The following is a 15,057-nucleotide window of genomic DNA, read 5'->3' as shown; positions in this document are numbered from 1 at the left end:
CCTGTCTCAGAGGCCTCATTGCGGGCCCGCCCAACTCGCCGTAGAACACCGGTCATGACACGTCGGATCATCATGTCCATGCTCACCGGAGCGACCCTCCTGGCGAGCACCCTCCTCGGCGCGAGCCCCGCACAAGCCGCTGGCGTCCCCGCGCAAACCGCCGGTCTCCCCGCACAAGCCGCCCACGTCCCCGCCGAGTTCGGCACCGACTGGCACGACCCGGTCACCGCCGCCCCACCCGTCACCAGGCCGGACACCAGATCGTGCGAGGTCACGGTGGCCGAGGCGCAGTTCCGTGACTTCACGCCGTATCAAGGCACGTACGCCCCGCCGAAGGAGTGTGGCGACCGCTGGAGCAAGGTCGTGCTGCGGCTCGACGGCAAGGTCAAGGGACGGCAGTACGACCGTCTGGGCCACCTGCGCTTCGGCGGCGTCGAGATCCTCCGTACATCGACACCGCAGCCGTCCCCCGACGGCATCGAGTGGTCGGTCGAGAAGGACGTCACGCGTTACAGCCCCACCCTGCGCTCCCCGCAGCCCGTCGAGATGCTCATCGGCAACGTCGTCGACGACACCTACACCGGCATCATCGACGTCAAGGTCACTCTCACCTTCTACACAACCCGGACGCACACGGCCGAAAAACCCACCCCGCCCCCCGCCGACACCCCCGACCGCATCCTCACCCTCACCGACGGAACCACCCTCACCACCCCGCGCAACAGCGAACGCATCGTCGCCGAGGTGTACGCCACCGGCTCGGGCGGCGGCTGCGAGGAGTACTGGTATCTGACGGTGCCCGGCTCCGCCCCGTACTCCTGCCAGGCCGACAACGGCCCCTACCGGGAGGTGCAGATCAAGGTCGACGGCCAACTCGCGGGCATCGCCGCGCCGTTCCCGACGGTGTGGACGGGCGGCTGGTCCAACCCCTTCCTCTGGTACGTCGTTCCGGGCCCCCGCGCCTTCGACATCAAGCCGATCGAGTACGACCTGACCCCCTTCGCCGGTCTCCTCAACGACGGTCGCCCGCACCACGTCGAGGTCTCCGTCGTGGGCCTGCCCGAAGGACGCCCCGGCTGGAGCACCCCCGTCAACGTCCTGGTCTGGCAGGACGACAAACGCGAACGGGTCACCGGCGACCTCACCGTCCACCGCGCGGGCGACCTCGCCAACTCGTCGGCCTACACGCCCGGGTCGCAGCACCGCGTGGACACGGAGGGCGCGCACCGGCTCACGGTCGCCGGATACGTCGACACGTCACACGGACGGGTGACGACCACCATCAGCCGTTCTCTGACCAACTCCTCCGTGCACCGCTGGACCGACGGCGAGACCACCGACTCGCTCGACGCCGCCTGGACGGACACCGAGACGATCACTATCGAGGGACGCGGACCGGCCAAGACCACGCGCGCCCACCGGACGTACACGATGGACGGCACGACCACCCTCGGCGCGGCCGACCGCCTGCGCACGGTGCTGACTCTCGGCGACCGGGCCACCGTCGTCGAGTCGCGCGGCGGGCACCGCACCGCCTGGTCGCGGCTCGACGACACCTACACGGGTGACGCCACGTACACCATCAACGTCCCGCGCGACCAGCGGCACGCGGTGGGTACGACGAGTGAGCGCTACAGGCTGTACGGATCGACCGGCTGCCATGACCACTCGCTGACCGCGGTTCAGGGGGTGCTCACCGAGGACCGGCACCGCTGTTGAGTGACACCTGGCGCGGCGCGTGATTTACACGACTGTCACCCGGAGGTATCAGGTGGGATCAACAGCACCCTGAGAGTGATCGACGACGGAAGCCGCTTTCCGTATCCCAGAAGTCCCCACCGGCTTCTCCGAGTCGATCGATCCCCTCCTGGAGTGCCCGTGCCGCAGTCCGTACCGTCCCCGACGCGTCGCGTCGCACGCATACTGCGTACCTCTCTCTTCGCGCAGGTCGCCTGCGCGCTCGTGCTCGGCGTCCTGGTCGGGAAGCTGTGGCCGGACACGGCCACGGCTTTCCAGCCGCTCGGCGACGGTTTCGTGCGCCTGATCAAGGCGGTCATCGCACCGCTCGTGTTCTGTGTGGTCGTCGTCGGCATCGCCAAGGCCGGTGATCTGAAGGCCTTCGGGCGGATCGGGCTCAAGGCCCTGATCTGGTTCGAGGTCGCCTCCACCGCCGCGCTGTTGCTCGGCCTCGTCGCGGCCAACGTCGTCGGGCCGGGCTCCGGCATGAATGTCGATCCGTCCCAACTGGACACCTCGGCCGTGGACCAGAAGACGGAGGGGGGTGCGCTGCCCTCGACGACGGAGTTCGTGCTGGGCGCCCTGCCGCAGAGTTTTGTCGGCGCCTTCGCCGAGAACTCCCTGCTCCAAGTGCTCGTCCTGGCCTGTCTGGTGGGCGCCGCGCTGCTGCACCTCGGCCACACCAGGGTGCCCGCGATCCTGCCCGCGATCGAGCAGGCGCAGGAGGTCGTCTTCGCCGTCGTCGGCTTTGTGATGCGCCTCGCGCCGCTCGCGGTGTTCGGCGCGATGGTCCACCTGGTGGGCAACTACGGCCTCGGTGTGATCAGGACGTACGCCAAACTGATCATTCTCTGCTACGCCGTGGCCGCCCTGTTCCTCGTGCTGCTGGCCGTCGCGCTGAAGTCGCTCACCGGGCTGAGCCTGTGGAAGTTCGTCCGCTACACGCGCGAGGAGATGCTGCTCGCCCTCGGCACCGCGTCCAGCGAGAGCGTCATGCCGCGCATGATGCAGAAGCTGCGCCAGGCGGGCTGCCGGGACGACGCCGTGGGACTGGTGCTGCCCACCGGGTACTCCTTCAACCTCGACGGCGCGTCGATCTACCTGTCCATCGGCACGGTGTTCATCGCCCAGGCGGTCGGCGTGGACCTGAGCGTCGGTCAGCAGATCACCGTGGTCCTGGTGCTGATGCTGACCAGCAAGGGCATGGCCGGCGTTCCCGGTTCGGCCTTCCTCGCCCTGTCCGCGACGGCCGCGTCCCTCGGCGTCATCCCCGCCGGAGCGGTCGCCCTGCTGCTCGGCGTGGACCGCATCATGGACTCGATGCGCGTCGCCACGAACCTCCTCGGCAACTGCGTCGCCGTCTTCGCGGTGTCCCGCTGGGAGGGGGCGCTGGATGCGGTGCGGGCGAAGGAGGTGCTGGACGGGGAGATCGCGTTCGTGCCGGAGGCCGACGACGAGGTCACAGCCGTTCAGGTCGGCAAGAAGCCCGCCGCCGAGGTCGGTTGATCAACGGCCGATGGGGACCGCGCGCTGCCACTCCCGCAAGGGGCACGGCAGCGCGCGGTCCTTTGCGCAGGCAAAAGGATTCAGCACTGCCCCTCACCGCCACCGTCCACCAAGGTGTCCAGCAACGTCCTCAGCACCCGCCGCTCCACGTCCGTCAACGGCGCCAGAATCTCCTCCGCCGCAGACCTGCGCGCGCCGTGCAGCTCCCGCAGCGTCTCGTACCCGTCGTCCGTGAGCTCGATCCGGATCACACGGCGGTTGGTCGGGTCGGGCACCCTGCGCACCTTGCCGTGCGCCTCCAGCCCGTCCACCAGCGTCGTCACGGCCCGCGGCACGACCTCCAGCCGCTTGGCGAGGTCGGCCATGCGGGGCGGTGTCTCGTACTCGGCGAGGGTGCGCAGCAGCCGGGACTGGGCCGGGGTGATACCGAGGACGCGCTGCTGGAGGTGGCGCTTCTGGATCCGGTGGACCCGGCGGGTGAGCCGCAGCAACTGCTCGGCGAGCAGTCCGTCGGAATCGGGGGTGGTCATACGGGAACAATATCAGGACGCCATTCATTGTGAGTATAGGTAACAATGAGCTATGCTCCCTTCAGTCAGCGTCGACTCACTTCCGTAGGAGCCCATGAAGCCCGACCACGAACCTGCCTGGACGCCGCCCGCCGACAGCAAAGGGCAGCCGCGGCAGGTGCGCCGCATCCTGAAACTCTTCCGTCCCTACCGGGGCCGCCTCGCCGTGGTGGGCCTGCTCGTCGCGGCCTCGTCGGTCGTCTCGGTCGCCACGCCGTTCCTGTTGAAGGCGATCCTCGACACGGCCATCCCCCAGGGCCGCACCGGTCTGCTCACGCTGCTGGCCCTCGGCATGATCCTCAGCGCCGTCCTGACCAGCGTCTTCGGCGTGCTGCAGACGCTCATCTCCACCACCGTCGGCCAACGCGTCATGCATGACCTGCGCACCGCGGTCTACGGCCGTCTGCAGCGCATGTCGCTCGCCTTCTTCACCCGCACCCGCACCGGCGAGGTCCAGTCCCGCATCGCCGACGACATCGGCGGCATGCAGGCGACCGTGACATCCACCGCCACCTCCCTGGTCTCCAACTTCACCAGTGTCGTCGCCACGCTCGTCGCGATGCTCGCCCTCGACTGGCGGCTGACCGTCGTGTCACTGCTCCTGCTGCCGGTGTTCGTGTGGATCAGCCGCCGGGTCGGCGACGAACGCAGAAAGATCACCACCCGGCGTCAGAAACAGATGGCCGCGATGGCGGCGACGGTCACCGAGTCGCTCTCGGTCAGCGGCATCCTGCTCGGCCGCACCATGGGCCGCGCCGAGTCCCTGACGCAGTCCTTCGCCCAGGAGTCGGACCGGCTGGTCGACCTGGAAGTGCGCTCCAACATGGCCGGCCGCTGGCGGATGGCCGTCATCACGATCGTCATGGCCGCCATGCCGGCTGTCATCTACTGGACCGCCGGCCTCGCCCTCCACCTCGGCGGCCCCGGCGTCTCCATCGGCACGATCGTCGCCTTCGTCTCCCTTCAGCAGGGCCTGTTCCGGCCGACCGTCAGCCTGTTGAGCACGGGCGTCCAGATCCAGACGTCACTGGCCCTCTTCCAGCGCATCTTCGAGTACCTCGACCTGCCCGTCGACATCACCGAACGCGAGCGGCCGATCCACCTCGACCGCGTCAAGGGCGAGGTCCGCTTCGAGGGCGTCGAGTTCCGTTACGACGGTGAGGGCGGCCCGATCCTCGACGGCATCGACCTCACCGTCCCGGCGGGCAGCAGCCTCGCGATCGTCGGCCCGACCGGCGCCGGAAAGTCCACGCTGGGCTATCTCGTGCCACGGCTGTACGACGTGACGGGCGGTCGTGTCACCCTCGACGGGATCGACGTCCGCGACCTCGACTTCGACACCCTCGCGCGTGCGGTCGGCGTCGTCTCGCAGGAGACGTACCTCTTCCACGCCTCGGTCGCCGACAACCTCCGCTTCGCCAAGCCCGACGCCACCGACGAGGAGCTGCACGCGGCGGCCCGGGCGGCCCAGATCCACGACCACATCGCGGCCCTGCCCGACGGGTACGACACGGTCGTCGGCGAGCGCGGCCACCGCTTCTCCGGCGGCGAGAAACAGCGCCTGGCCATCGCCCGCACCATCCTGCGCGACCCGCCCGTGCTGATCCTCGACGAGGCGACCAGCGCCCTGGACACCCGCACCGAGCACGCCGTCCAGGAGGCCATCGACGCTCTGTCGGCCAACCGGACGACGCTCACCATCGCCCACCGGCTGTCCACCATTCGGGGTGCCGACCAGATCGTGGTCCTGGACGCCGGACGTGCGGTCGAACGGGGCACGCACGAGGAGCTGTTGGAGCAGGACGGGAGGTATGCGGCGCTGGTCCGCCGGGACGCTCAACTTGAGCCGACAAGATGAAGATATGCCGGGTTTGTGGTGATATGCGGGTTACCGTGCCCGCATGCAGATGAACATGCCGCCACGGAGCACGACTCGCACGATTCGACTGACGCGCCGGGGCCGTGCCGCTCTCATCGCGACCGGAGCCGTCGTGGCCGGTACCGCCGTGGCGGTGCCGCTGCTGACCCTCGGAGGCGAGGAGAAACCGGCCAAGCCCGCCACTCTGGTGATCCCGGAGGGCTGGCGCGCCGGCCAGGTCTACGAGGCCGTCGACAAGGCGCTCGCCCTGCCGCCCGGCACCACGAAGAAAGCCATCCCCAGAGCCAAACTCAAACTGCCGAACGACGCCGAGGGCAACCCGGAGGGCTACCTCTTCCCGGCGACGTATCCGCTGCCGGAGAAGGCGACGCCGGAGCAGGTGCTGTCGACGATGGTCGACACCGCCAACAAGAAGTTCAACGGGGCGCCGATCGCCGCCGGCGCGCAGCGCAACGCCATGAATGTCTATCAGGCGGTCACCATCGCCAGCATCGTCCAGGCAGAGGCCGCCACCAAGGCGGACATGGGGAAGGTGGCCCGGGTCATCTTCAACCGGCTGGAGCGCGGTATGCCACTCCAGATGGACTCCACCCTCAACTACGCCCTGAACCGCACCACGGTCAACACGTCGCTGAGCGACACGCGGATCGACAGCCCCTACAACTCGTACCAGCGCATGGGCCTGCCGCCCACGCCCATCGACAACCCCGGTGAGGAGGCGGTGCGGGCAGCGATCAATCCAACTCCGGGCGACTGGCTGTACTTCGTGACGGTCAAGCCGGGCGACACCCGCTTCACGGCCGACTACGCCCAGCATCAGCGCAACGTCGCCGAGTTCAACGCCCGGAACAGGAGTCAGACCGCCGCGCCACGGTGAGACGACGGGACATCACGACCGGTCTGTGTCCGTTCCGGCCGGTCAGGTGCCCCGTACCGGCGGCGGATGCGCGGCGACCGGCGCGCGGTGTCACGTATCAGCGCCCGATCACGCGGCGACCGCTTCCCCCTCCGCATCGGCCAGCAGCCGCCTGATGTCCCGTACCGCCGCGCGTCCGGCGCGGTTGGCGCCGATGGTGCTGGCCGACGGGCCGTAGCCGACGGGCCGTAGCCGACGAGATGGACGCGCGAATCGGCGACCGCACGCGTCCCGTCCACCCTGATGCCGCCGCCCGGCTCACGCAGCCGCAGTGGGGCGAGGTGCTCGATGGCGGGCCGGAAGCCGGTCGCCCAGAGGATGACGTCGGCTTCGACATGCCGTCCGTCGTTCCACTCCACGCCGTCCGGAGTGATCCGGTCGAACATGGGCTGCCGGTCCAGCACCCCGTCCGCCAGCCCCTGCCGAATGGCGTCGTTCAGCGGCAGCCCCGTCACCGACACCACACTCTTCGGCGGCAGCCCCTGCCGTACCCGCTCCTCCACCAGCGCGACCGCCGCGCGCCCGGCGTTCTCGTCGAAGGGCCCCTCGCGGAAGACCGGCGGCCGGCGGGTCACCCAGGTGGTGGCGGCCGCGTAGGGCGCGATCTCCAGCAGATGCTGGGTACCGGACGCGCCACCGCCCACCACGACCACCCGCTGTCCGGCGAACTCCCCGGGCCCCGGGTACTGCGCGGTGTGCAACTGCCGCCCGTGGAAGGTCTCCTGGCCCGGATAGCGGGGCCAGAACGGCCGGTCCCAGGTCCCGGTCGCGTTGATCAGTGCTCGCGCGGTCCAGTCCCCGGCGGAGGTCTCGACCAGCAGCCGCCCGCCCGAGCCGTCCCGGACGGCCCGTACGTCGACCGGCCGCCGCACCCGCAGGTCGAACTCCCGCTCGTACGCGGCGAAGTACTCCCGGATCACCTCCGACGAGGGCCGCGCCGGATCCGTGCCCGTCAGCTCCATCCCCGGCAGGGCATGCATCCCGTGCACCTTGCCGTACGTCAGCGAGGGCCACCGGAACTGCCAGGCGCCGCCCGGGCCGGGGGAGTGGTCCAGCACCACGAAGTCACGGTCCGGCTCGAACCCGGTCCGCCGCAGGTGATAGGCGCCGGCCAGACCGGCCTGACCAGCGCCTATGACGACTACCTCGACCTCGCGCGTGTTGTTCACGCTTCTACGAACAGCGCGGAGGCCGTGGATCTTCCCTACGCGGAGACGCGGCCATGGGCATCACCGCCCACTCGACCACACGTCGTGAGCAGAGCTGAACGCAACATGCCGCTGAACGTGGCCAGGTCGCGTGTCCCCGGTCGACGGGCGTCTCGCGCAGTGGACCTCTCGTCCCGGCTTCCGGGCGACCGCTCGGGCACGGCCCCCGAGGCATGAGTCAGGATGGGAAGCATGGCAGACGCTTTCACCACCCGAGTGCTCCAGGTCACCTCCGGCCCCGAGGAGACCGTCGTCGACCTCACCCGTGACTGCGAGACCTTTCTGAGGGAGGTGGCCGCGGGCCGCGACGGCCTGCTCAACGTCTTCGTCCCGCACGCAACCGCCGGAATCGCCATCATCGAGACGGGAGCCGGCAGCGACGACGACCTGCTCACCGCCCTGCACACCCTGCTTCCCGCCGACGACCGCTGGCAGCACCGCCACGGCAGCCCCGGCCACGGCCGCGACCACGTCCTCCCGGCGATCGTCCCGCCGCACGCGACCCTGCCGGTGGTGGGCGGGCGGCTGGAGCTGGGGACGTGGCAGTCGGTGTGCCTGGTGGACACCAATAAAGACAATGTCAACCGTCAGGTTCGACTGAGCTTCCTGGGCTGAGCAGGATCGTCCCGGGCGTGGCCGCCAAATCTCCGTACCTGGCGTGCTCGAAACGGGGGGTCTTCCGCGGTACGGACCTGAGCATGATCGAACGCCTCTGCGACGGATGCGGCACGTGCCTGCTCGGCGTACGACGGCTGTCGCGGATGTAGTTCGCCACGTCGTCTCGGGAGCGGCAACGAGAGGACGTGCTGACCCCGCCGCCGCGTCGGTCGGGGGCCACATCATCGGCTGAGCGGACGACTGGGACGGATGGCTGCCGTTCGGCACCTTCGATGCCGGTGTGGCACTCGGTCGTCGCCGACGTCGACACGAGGAGCGCCAAGCGCCTGCTACGGGTCCTGGCGAAGGCGAGCCTGGTGGAACCCATGAGTGATGGCCGCTACCGCATGACGATCTGGTCCGCCTCCATGCCCGGGAGCGGGCGTCCGAGGAGGAGCCGGAGACCGAGCAGACGGCACTGACGGAGCGGGTGGGCAGGCACTGTCTCGTCCTGACCGCGTTCGCCGACCGAGCCCTCAGGAAGGAACGGTTGCGGATCGCCGACCTGTCGGACCTGCTGCGGGACGCCGACAACCCGTTCGCCGCCGCCGACGGGCCACCGCCACTGGAATGGCTGGACACCGAGCACCCTGCCATCCTGGCGGTCCTGCGTGCGGCCGTCCGCTGCGAGCTGTACACCCTGGGCTGGCAACTGGCGGAGACAGGAATTCCTCGGCCGGTACCTGGATGTCGTCGAGCCGTCCGGCGCCGTCGAGGCGTACCGGCGTTCGCTCGCACTCAACGAGCAGGCCGGGGAAACACGCGGTGCCGCGCTCGCCACCTTCGTCCTCGGGTGCGCTCTCGACGTCCGAGGCGATCATGCGGAGGCCATGGTCCTGCTGCGCCGGGCACAGCAGCAGCTGGAGAGCCGTGCGGAGCCCGACCGGCGGATGGCCGCCGGGGTGAGGGCCGCCATCGGCGCCGTGCACGGTCATCTCGGCGACACCGACGCCGCGATCCGTGAACTGCAGGAAGCGGTCCTGGTTCTGGGCAGCGTGGCGAAGGGGATGGTGTCGCAGGGCAGCTGTGCGAGGAGACGCGGCAACAGGTTCGGATGGCTGCCCAGGAGGGATGTGGGCCCCCAGGTGGAACTGACCATGACCAGAGGCTGATGGTCCGCGACACCCAGCGCCTCCCTGTACGCCTTTCTGCGTGTCCGGCTGCCGACCAGCTCGTCGAAGCACGGGTCGCCGACCAGCAGCGTGCGCCCGGCCACCTTCGGGTGGGTGGCCAGCAGTTGCTCCTCCTGCGCCGGATGCGAGACCGCGAGCCAAGCCCGCCCGCTCTCCAACAGGGAGTCCCGCACGACCCCGGAGAGCCTCTCGCGCGCACTCCGCGAATTGGTACGAGCTTTTGGAAGCCGACGCCGTGGGGCAGCACCAGCACCGGGCAGTCGCCCTCTGGAACGTCGATGTTCTCGCTGGCGGACAGGATGAGGTCCGGGGTGATGTCCCTCAGCTGTGCCCAGGGCATGACCCGGCATCCGGCATCGTGGAGGAGGCTGAGAACGCCGTGTTGAACGCGGAAGTGGGGTCGTAGGCGAAGACCACGGTCACACGGTCGTCGCCGCGCAGGAGCGCGGGCAGTGTTTCGAGGACGCGTACGGTCGAAGTGACCGTACGGGCAGCGACGACAAGGGTGCGTTCGCCGTGGAAGGAACAAGGCCGCCGCCTCTGACAAACCCGCGCCTCCAGCCGGTCAGCGGCTCGCGGCTGGAGTGCACGCATCGCCAAGCCGGTGGGCAACCTTTCGGGATGTTTCGTGACGGGTGGACGGACGTGAACTCGTACACGGTAGCGAATCACGTGGGCCCCGCTGCGGGCCAGCTCCGCCCGCGCCGCCTCGATGTCCGAGACCACGAGGTGGAGCCCCTCGGCGGGTCATGGGGCAGCCGCGCTGACCTCGTCACCGAAGATCACCCGCGCGGGTGGTGGACGCGGCGCTACCGCGCTCGGCTGCCCGCCACCACTCGAAGTGCCCGCGCTTCGGAGGCGCCCGGGTCGGGCAGCGGGTGGCGGTGAGAGGTGTCAGGCGGCCGTGCCGGCGCTGCCGGGGTCATTGGGGTGGGGTTGCAGCGGGGTGATGGCCGCGGTCATCCAGGGCCACAGAGGCAGGGTGCCGAGCACCTTCTCCCGTAGCTCGGCTTCGTCGTCGGCGCGCCACAGGCCGATGCTGCGCAGTTCTCCGACCGGGCGCCACAGGCGTACGAGGTGTCCACCGGAGGCCAGTTCCCCGGCACGTACGGATTCCGCGCCGCGGATCCGGTCGACCTCGGCCGGGTCGGTGCCTTCGGGGACGGTCGTGGTGAGTTCGACGAGGAATTCGCGCATGGTCTTTCTCCATTCGAGCCAAGGCGTCCATGGACGCCGGCCATCGAGGGGGAGCGAGGGTGATGTAGGGCCGTCAGTCCTGGGTGATGACCCGGGAGACGTGGTACTGGCGAATCTTCCAGTCGTTGTTCTCGCGGTGCAGGACGAGGGACATGTGGACCTCGGCCTCCCATCCGTCCGCGCCGCTGAAGGTGACGTCCGCGAAGCCGCCGGCGACGTGGCTGCCGAGGGTGTAGGTGTGGAGGACCGCCACATCGGCGCGTCGGTCGGCGTCGACTGCCTCGTAGTACGCGCGTACCGCATCCCGGCCGGCCACGACGGTCGGTCCGAATCCCTGGAAGAGCGCGTCCAGGGTGTACAACTCCGCGATCACGTCCGGCTGGTGGTTGTCGAAGGCGGCCTTCCAACGGTCGAGCACATCGTGCATCGGGTGGCTCATGGTCCTGCTCCTCTTGCTCGTTCGGTAACGGCTCTGACAGTTCACGGTCTGCTCCCGACCCCGACTCCGCGGCGCCAAGCATCGGGCAGTCGTCGACCGCCCTCTGCCTTCAGAGGCGGGAGGCCAGTCTCCGCAGGATCCGGGCCGCTGGTTACGCGGTGGCATGGCGGTAGCCGGTGCCGGCCCACAGGTTGGTCCGCTCCGGATCGTGGGCCGTCACCGCGGCCCTGCGTATCGGGCTGGTCAGGTGGTGCAGCGCGGGGTAGCCGAGAAGTGCCAAGTCGCTGTAGGCGTCGGTGAAGTGGTTGCGCAGGGCCCGTGCCGGACGGCCGGTGAAGGCCTTGGTGACCACGGTTGCGCGGTTTGTCGCGTCTGCCGCGTCGGCCAGTGCCGCCTTGTGCGGGAGTACGGCTCCGGACTCGTCCGCGCGCAGCAGGACCGTGCCGACCATGGCGGCCCTGGCACCGGCCTCCATTACCTGGACGACATCCCCGGGCGTCACCAGCCCGCCCGTGGCGACGAGGGGCAGGGACACGGCTCGCCGCACCTCGCCGCACCTCGCCGAGGAGCCGGGGGAGGGGCACCACGGCCGGAGTCCGCCGCGGGGTGAACGTACCCGAATGTCCTCCGGCCGCCGCGGCCTGGACGACGAGCATGTCGACGCCTGCCTCGACGGCCAGGAGCGCCTCCGCAGGAGAGGTGACCGTCTGGACGACGAGTGTGCCGACGGCCCGCAGCGCAGTGACGACCCCCGCGTCCGGTACGGCGAAGGTGAAGCTGACCACCGGCACTGGCTCGGACAGCAACAGTTCGATCTTGTCGGACCAGTGGTCGTCGTCCTCGACCGGATCGGCGGACAGCAGATCGACACCGTGCACCTGGGCCTCGGGCGCGATGGTCCGGGCATAGCGCCGGAACTCCGCCGGATCGACCCGCAGCGGACCCGGCGCGAAGACGTTGACGCCGAACGCGACGCCGGCGGGGCGCACACCTGCGATCTCCTCGGCGACGGCGCCGACGTCCTTGTAGCCTGCCGCCAGGAAGCCCAGACCATTCGCCCACGCCGCGGCGACGACCAGCTCGGGGGCGCTCGGACCGCCTGCCATGGGCGCGGCCAGGACGGGACTGCTCACGCCGAGAGAAACCAGTGGTGAAGCCACGGAAATCGCCTCCTACCTGATACGGGGGCCAGCGGCGCCTCGTCCATGGAGTCCGCGTGGTCAGTGCCCGGCGGTCTGCCCACCGTCGACGGGCAGGATCACACCGGTGACGAAGGGGGCGTTCTCCAGGTAGACCACCGCGTCGGTGATGTCGCTGGTCTCGCCCATGCGACCCACCGGGTGCAGCTCGGCGAGCGCCGCGTGGTGCTGCTCCGGGTGCATGGGGGTCTTGATCGTGCCCAGGGCGACCGCGTTGGAGCGGATTCCCCGGGAGGCGTACTCGATGGCCAGGGCCTTGGTGGCGGCCTGGAGCCCGCCCTTGGAGAGGGAGGCGAGAATGGAGGGCACGCTGGAGTTGGGGTGCTCGACGAGGCTGGTCGTGATCTGCACGATGTGTCCGCCGCCCTGCTTGAGCATCTGCTCGATCGCGAGCTGGCTCATCCGGAAGAAGCCGCTGACGTTCACTCCCATCACCGCGTCGTAGTCGTCCTCGGTGAACTCGGTGAACGGCTTGGAGATGAAGATCCCCGCGTTGTTGACGAGCGTGTCGATACGACCGAACCGCTCCAGGCCCGCCGCGATGACGCGCTCGGCGGTGGCACGGTCGGAGATGTCCCCCTTGACGGCGAGAACATCGGCGTCCTGCGACTCCTCGATGCTGCGCGAGGTGGCGACGACGGCGTAGCCCAGCTTGCGGTAGGCGCTGACGAGCCCGGCGCCGATGCCCTGCGACGCGCCGGTGATGACGGCGACCTTCTGTCCCTGACTGTTCATGACGGCCTCTCTGAGGGGTGGTGGGTGCGGAAGCGCACTAACCGACCGGTCATGTAAAAGTAGACGACCGGTCGGGGTGCGTCAATTGCGCTGGTCTGTGATGTGGCGCACCGGGTGGGGTGACGCGGGTGTCGCCGCCTCTGTTGCGAAGTGACAGGTCAATGCAGGGGTGTGAGTGAGCGGGGGTGTTGCGACGGCGGATGCGCGGGGGCAGCATTGCCATTTATAGACCGGTCGTCTACCTTTCCGGTTACTAGCCCGTCGGCTATGTCTTCCGAGCTCTTCCCGCTCACCACAAGAATGGAGATCACGGCCGTGGTCACTCCCGTGAACGTCGCAATCGTCTACTACTCCTCCACCGGCACCATCACCGAGATCGCCAAGGAGTTGCGCGATGCCGCAGTCAAGGCCGGCGCCGAAGTGCGTCTGGTCAAGGCGCCGGAACTCGCCCCCTGGGAAGCCATCCAGTCGAACCCGGCGTGGGCCGCCAACCATGCCGCCACTGCCGACATCCCGGAGGCGTCCGTGGCGGACATCGAGTGGGCCAACGTGGTCCTGTTCGGTACCGCGACGCGCTTCGGCAATCTGTCCGCCCAGCTCAAGCAGTTCATGGACACCCTTGGAGGCCTGTGGGCGCAGGGCAAGCTGGCCGACAAGGTCTACAGCGGCTTCACGTCGTCCGCGACCGCCCACGCGGGGCAGGAGACGACGCTCCAGGCGCTGTACACCTCGGTCCACCACTTCGGGGGCATCGTCGTCGCTCCCGGCTTCACCGATCCGGTCAAGTTCGCGGACGGTAACCCCTATGGCACCTCCCACGTGGATGGGCAGGGCACCCGGCCGGTGGACGACACCACGCGCGCGGCCGCACGCCATCAGGCGGAGCGAGTCGTGAAGATCGCCGCGAAGCTGAAGGCCGCCGCGTAGCAGGACGGAACCTCCCCGGCGCGCAGGTCGACGTCGCTGTTCGAGCAGCGGCGCCGACCTGCCTCCGCCTCCGGCGAAGTGGATGACCGGTTTGTTCAGCAGCTAGTCGAATGGTCGTATACTGAAGGCATGGGACGGACGAGCGATGCCAGGAGCAAGATCCTCAGTGCTGCGCAGTCTCTCATCGAACTGCGGGGCTACTCGGCCCTGGGTGTGGCGGAGATCTGCAAGGCGGCAGGCGTGCCCAAGGGCAGCTTCTACTACTTCTTCGAGTCCAAGGAAGCCCTGGCGCTGGCCGTGCTCGCCGAGCAGTGGGCTGCTCAGCGACGCGACTGGGACCGTGTTCTGCGCAGCGACCAGGAACCCCTGCTGCGGCTCCGGCAGCTGTTCGAGGAGACCGCGGCCGCGCAGCGCGCCGGGCAGGCGACGTGCGGAACTGTGTCCGGGTGCATGTTCGGCAACCTCACGCTGGAGCTGAGCAACCAGACGGAAGCCATCCGGGAACGTCTGCAGGAGATCTTCGACGCCCAGGTCGACATGGTCGAAGAGGTGATCTCGGCCGCCCTGGAGCGCGGTGACGTGACGGTCACCGCCACCCGTGACGCCGCTCGTTCCGTCGTTGCCCAGTTGGAGGGGCAGGTGCTGTTCGCGAAGCTCTACAACAACACCGCCCCGCTCGATGCGCTCTGGCTGAACTGTCTCGCCCTCCTGGGAGTGCGCACCCCCGGAGTGGGTGTGGCCGCAGTCTGACCAGGGTCTCCGTCATGGCGCCGACCGCGGAGACCTGGTGCCGCACCCTTGAGGCGTCCGCGTTGGCGCGGTGCGTGCTGAGCGCGTGGGAAGGCGCACTGATCAGTGCTCGGGCCGACGGTTCCAGAACCTCAGTGCGCACGGTGAAATGCAGAACACTTGCTCAATGGCACATGAGAGCGACACCCCAGGTCGCGTGACGCCG

At 69.2% G+C, this 15,057-nt stretch carries 13 protein-coding genes and 3 pseudogenes; 8 read left to right on the top strand and 8 right to left on the bottom strand.

Annotation, left to right across the window (positions count from 1 at the left end; translation table 11 throughout):
• Nucleotides 1–54: 54 nt before the first annotated feature.
• Together KWI83_RS12280 and KWI83_RS12275 are read left to right on the top strand one after the other, a co-directional pair.
• Nucleotides 55–1,719, top strand: coding sequence for a peptide-N4-asparagine amidase (locus tag KWI83_RS12280; protein WP_218514354.1), 1,665 nt, complete (start codon nt 55–57; stop codon nt 1,717–1,719).
• Nucleotides 1,720–1,878: 159 nt separating this feature from the next.
• Nucleotides 1,879–3,243: a cation:dicarboxylate symporter family transporter gene (locus KWI83_RS12275; protein ID WP_218514353.1), complete on the top strand. Its 1,365-nt coding sequence runs from the start codon at nt 1,879–1,881 to the stop codon at nt 3,241–3,243.
• Between the two features lie 80 nt (nt 3,244–3,323).
• Here the strand turns inward: KWI83_RS12275 and KWI83_RS12270 are convergent, their stop codons facing one another.
• Entirely contained in the window at nt 3,324–3,773 is a 450-nt protein-coding gene (locus KWI83_RS12270; RefSeq protein WP_218514352.1) for a MarR family winged helix-turn-helix transcriptional regulator, read from the bottom strand.
• A gap of 94 nt (nt 3,774–3,867) precedes the next feature.
• Between KWI83_RS12270 and KWI83_RS12265 the strand changes: the two genes are divergently transcribed.
• Nucleotides 3,868–5,670 carry an ABC transporter ATP-binding protein gene (locus tag KWI83_RS12265; RefSeq protein ID WP_218514351.1) on the top strand — a complete coding sequence of 601 codons (1,803 nt, stop codon included), beginning with the start codon at nt 3,868–3,870 and terminating at the stop codon, nt 5,668–5,670.
• A gap of 43 nt (nt 5,671–5,713) precedes the next feature.
• The gene (gene mltG / locus KWI83_RS12260) at nt 5,714–6,568 is read left to right on the top strand and encodes an endolytic transglycosylase MltG (protein ID WP_218514350.1); all 855 of its coding nucleotides are present in this window, start codon (nt 5,714–5,716) and stop codon (nt 6,566–6,568) included.
• 108 nt (nt 6,569–6,676) lie between these two features.
• On the opposite strand, the pseudogene KWI83_RS12255 reads toward mltG, so the two are convergent.
• Nucleotides 6,677–7,776: pseudogene (locus KWI83_RS12255) on the bottom strand (NAD(P)-binding domain-containing protein).
• Between the two features lie 231 nt (nt 7,777–8,007).
• Between KWI83_RS12255 and KWI83_RS12250 the strand changes: the two are divergent.
• A complete protein-coding gene (locus KWI83_RS12250) occupies nt 8,008–8,430 on the top strand; it encodes a secondary thiamine-phosphate synthase enzyme YjbQ (RefSeq protein WP_218514349.1) in 423 nt (140 codons plus the stop codon).
• Between the two features lie 653 nt (nt 8,431–9,083).
• Nucleotides 9,084–9,584 carry a tetratricopeptide repeat protein gene (locus KWI83_RS12245; protein WP_218514348.1) on the top strand — a complete coding sequence of 167 codons (501 nt, stop codon included), beginning with the start codon at nt 9,084–9,086 and terminating at the stop codon, nt 9,582–9,584.
• On the opposite strand, the pseudogene KWI83_RS38440 reads toward KWI83_RS12245, so the two are convergent.
• From KWI83_RS38440 to KWI83_RS12225, 6 genes and pseudogenes are all read right to left on the bottom strand, one after another.
• Nucleotides 9,485–10,199, bottom strand: a pseudogene (locus tag KWI83_RS38440) (hypothetical protein); the annotation flags it as partial. The gene KWI83_RS12245 and the pseudogene KWI83_RS38440 overlap by 100 nt on opposite strands.
• A 300-nt stretch (nt 10,200–10,499) precedes the next feature.
• On the bottom strand, nt 10,500–10,802 hold the full coding sequence (locus KWI83_RS12240) for a muconolactone Delta-isomerase family protein (protein WP_218514347.1): 303 nt from the start codon (nt 10,800–10,802) through the stop codon (nt 10,500–10,502).
• Between the two features lie 73 nt (nt 10,803–10,875).
• Nucleotides 10,876–11,241: an SgcJ/EcaC family oxidoreductase gene (locus KWI83_RS12235; RefSeq protein WP_218514346.1), complete on the bottom strand. Its 366-nt coding sequence runs from the start codon at nt 11,239–11,241 to the stop codon at nt 10,876–10,878.
• 151 nt (nt 11,242–11,392) lie between these two features.
• Entirely contained in the window at nt 11,393–11,776 is a 384-nt protein-coding gene (locus KWI83_RS39950) for a nitronate monooxygenase (protein ID WP_308122036.1), read from the bottom strand.
• Between the two features lie 124 nt (nt 11,777–11,900).
• Nucleotides 11,901–12,347, bottom strand: a pseudogene (locus tag KWI83_RS39945) (nitronate monooxygenase); the annotation flags it as partial.
• Nucleotides 12,348–12,461: 114 nt separating this feature from the next.
• Nucleotides 12,462–13,175: an SDR family NAD(P)-dependent oxidoreductase gene (locus KWI83_RS12225; protein WP_218514345.1), complete on the bottom strand. Its 714-nt coding sequence runs from the start codon at nt 13,173–13,175 to the stop codon at nt 12,462–12,464.
• A gap of 300 nt (nt 13,176–13,475) precedes the next feature.
• Between KWI83_RS12225 and wrbA the strand changes: the two genes are divergently transcribed.
• Both wrbA and KWI83_RS12215 read left to right on the top strand, forming a co-directional pair.
• The gene (wrbA, locus tag KWI83_RS12220; RefSeq protein ID WP_256362181.1) at nt 13,476–14,102 is read left to right on the top strand and encodes an NAD(P)H:quinone oxidoreductase; all 627 of its coding nucleotides are present in this window, start codon (nt 13,476–13,478) and stop codon (nt 14,100–14,102) included.
• A gap of 129 nt (nt 14,103–14,231) precedes the next feature.
• Entirely contained in the window at nt 14,232–14,852 is a 621-nt protein-coding gene (locus KWI83_RS12215; protein WP_218514344.1) for a TetR/AcrR family transcriptional regulator, read from the top strand.
• Nucleotides 14,853–15,057: the final 205 nt, after the last annotated feature.

Source organism: Streptomyces sp. TRM70350 (assembly GCF_019219825.1).
Lineage (GTDB): Bacteria > Actinomycetota > Actinomycetes > Streptomycetales > Streptomycetaceae > Streptomyces.
Note: the sequence above shows the minus strand (reverse complement) of the source record. Positions and strands in the feature narration are given on the sequence as shown.

What these genes read in the sequence shown, in the direction of transcription:
- KWI83_RS12225 (WP_218514345.1), bottom strand. Translation starts at nt 13,175, where the DNA reads ATGAACAGTCAGGGACAGAAGGTCGCCGTCATCACCGGCGCGTCGCAG.
- KWI83_RS12240 (WP_218514347.1), bottom strand. Translation starts at nt 10,802, where the DNA reads ATGCGCGAATTCCTCGTCGAACTCACCACGACCGTCCCCGAAGGCACC.
- KWI83_RS12215 (WP_218514344.1), top strand. Translation starts at nt 14,232, where the DNA reads ATGGGACGGACGAGCGATGCCAGGAGCAAGATCCTCAGTGCTGCGCAG.
- KWI83_RS12250 (WP_218514349.1), top strand. Translation starts at nt 8,008, where the DNA reads ATGGCAGACGCTTTCACCACCCGAGTGCTCCAGGTCACCTCCGGCCCC.
- KWI83_RS12280 (WP_218514354.1), top strand. Translation starts at nt 55, where the DNA reads ATGACACGTCGGATCATCATGTCCATGCTCACCGGAGCGACCCTCCTG.
- KWI83_RS12270 (WP_218514352.1), bottom strand. Translation starts at nt 3,773, where the DNA reads ATGACCACCCCCGATTCCGACGGACTGCTCGCCGAGCAGTTGCTGCGG.
- wrbA (WP_256362181.1), top strand. Translation starts at nt 13,476, where the DNA reads ATGGAGATCACGGCCGTGGTCACTCCCGTGAACGTCGCAATCGTCTAC.
- KWI83_RS12265 (WP_218514351.1), top strand. Translation starts at nt 3,868, where the DNA reads ATGAAGCCCGACCACGAACCTGCCTGGACGCCGCCCGCCGACAGCAAA.
- KWI83_RS12235 (WP_218514346.1), bottom strand. Translation starts at nt 11,241, where the DNA reads ATGAGCCACCCGATGCACGATGTGCTCGACCGTTGGAAGGCCGCCTTC.
- mltG (WP_218514350.1), top strand. Translation starts at nt 5,714, where the DNA reads ATGCAGATGAACATGCCGCCACGGAGCACGACTCGCACGATTCGACTG.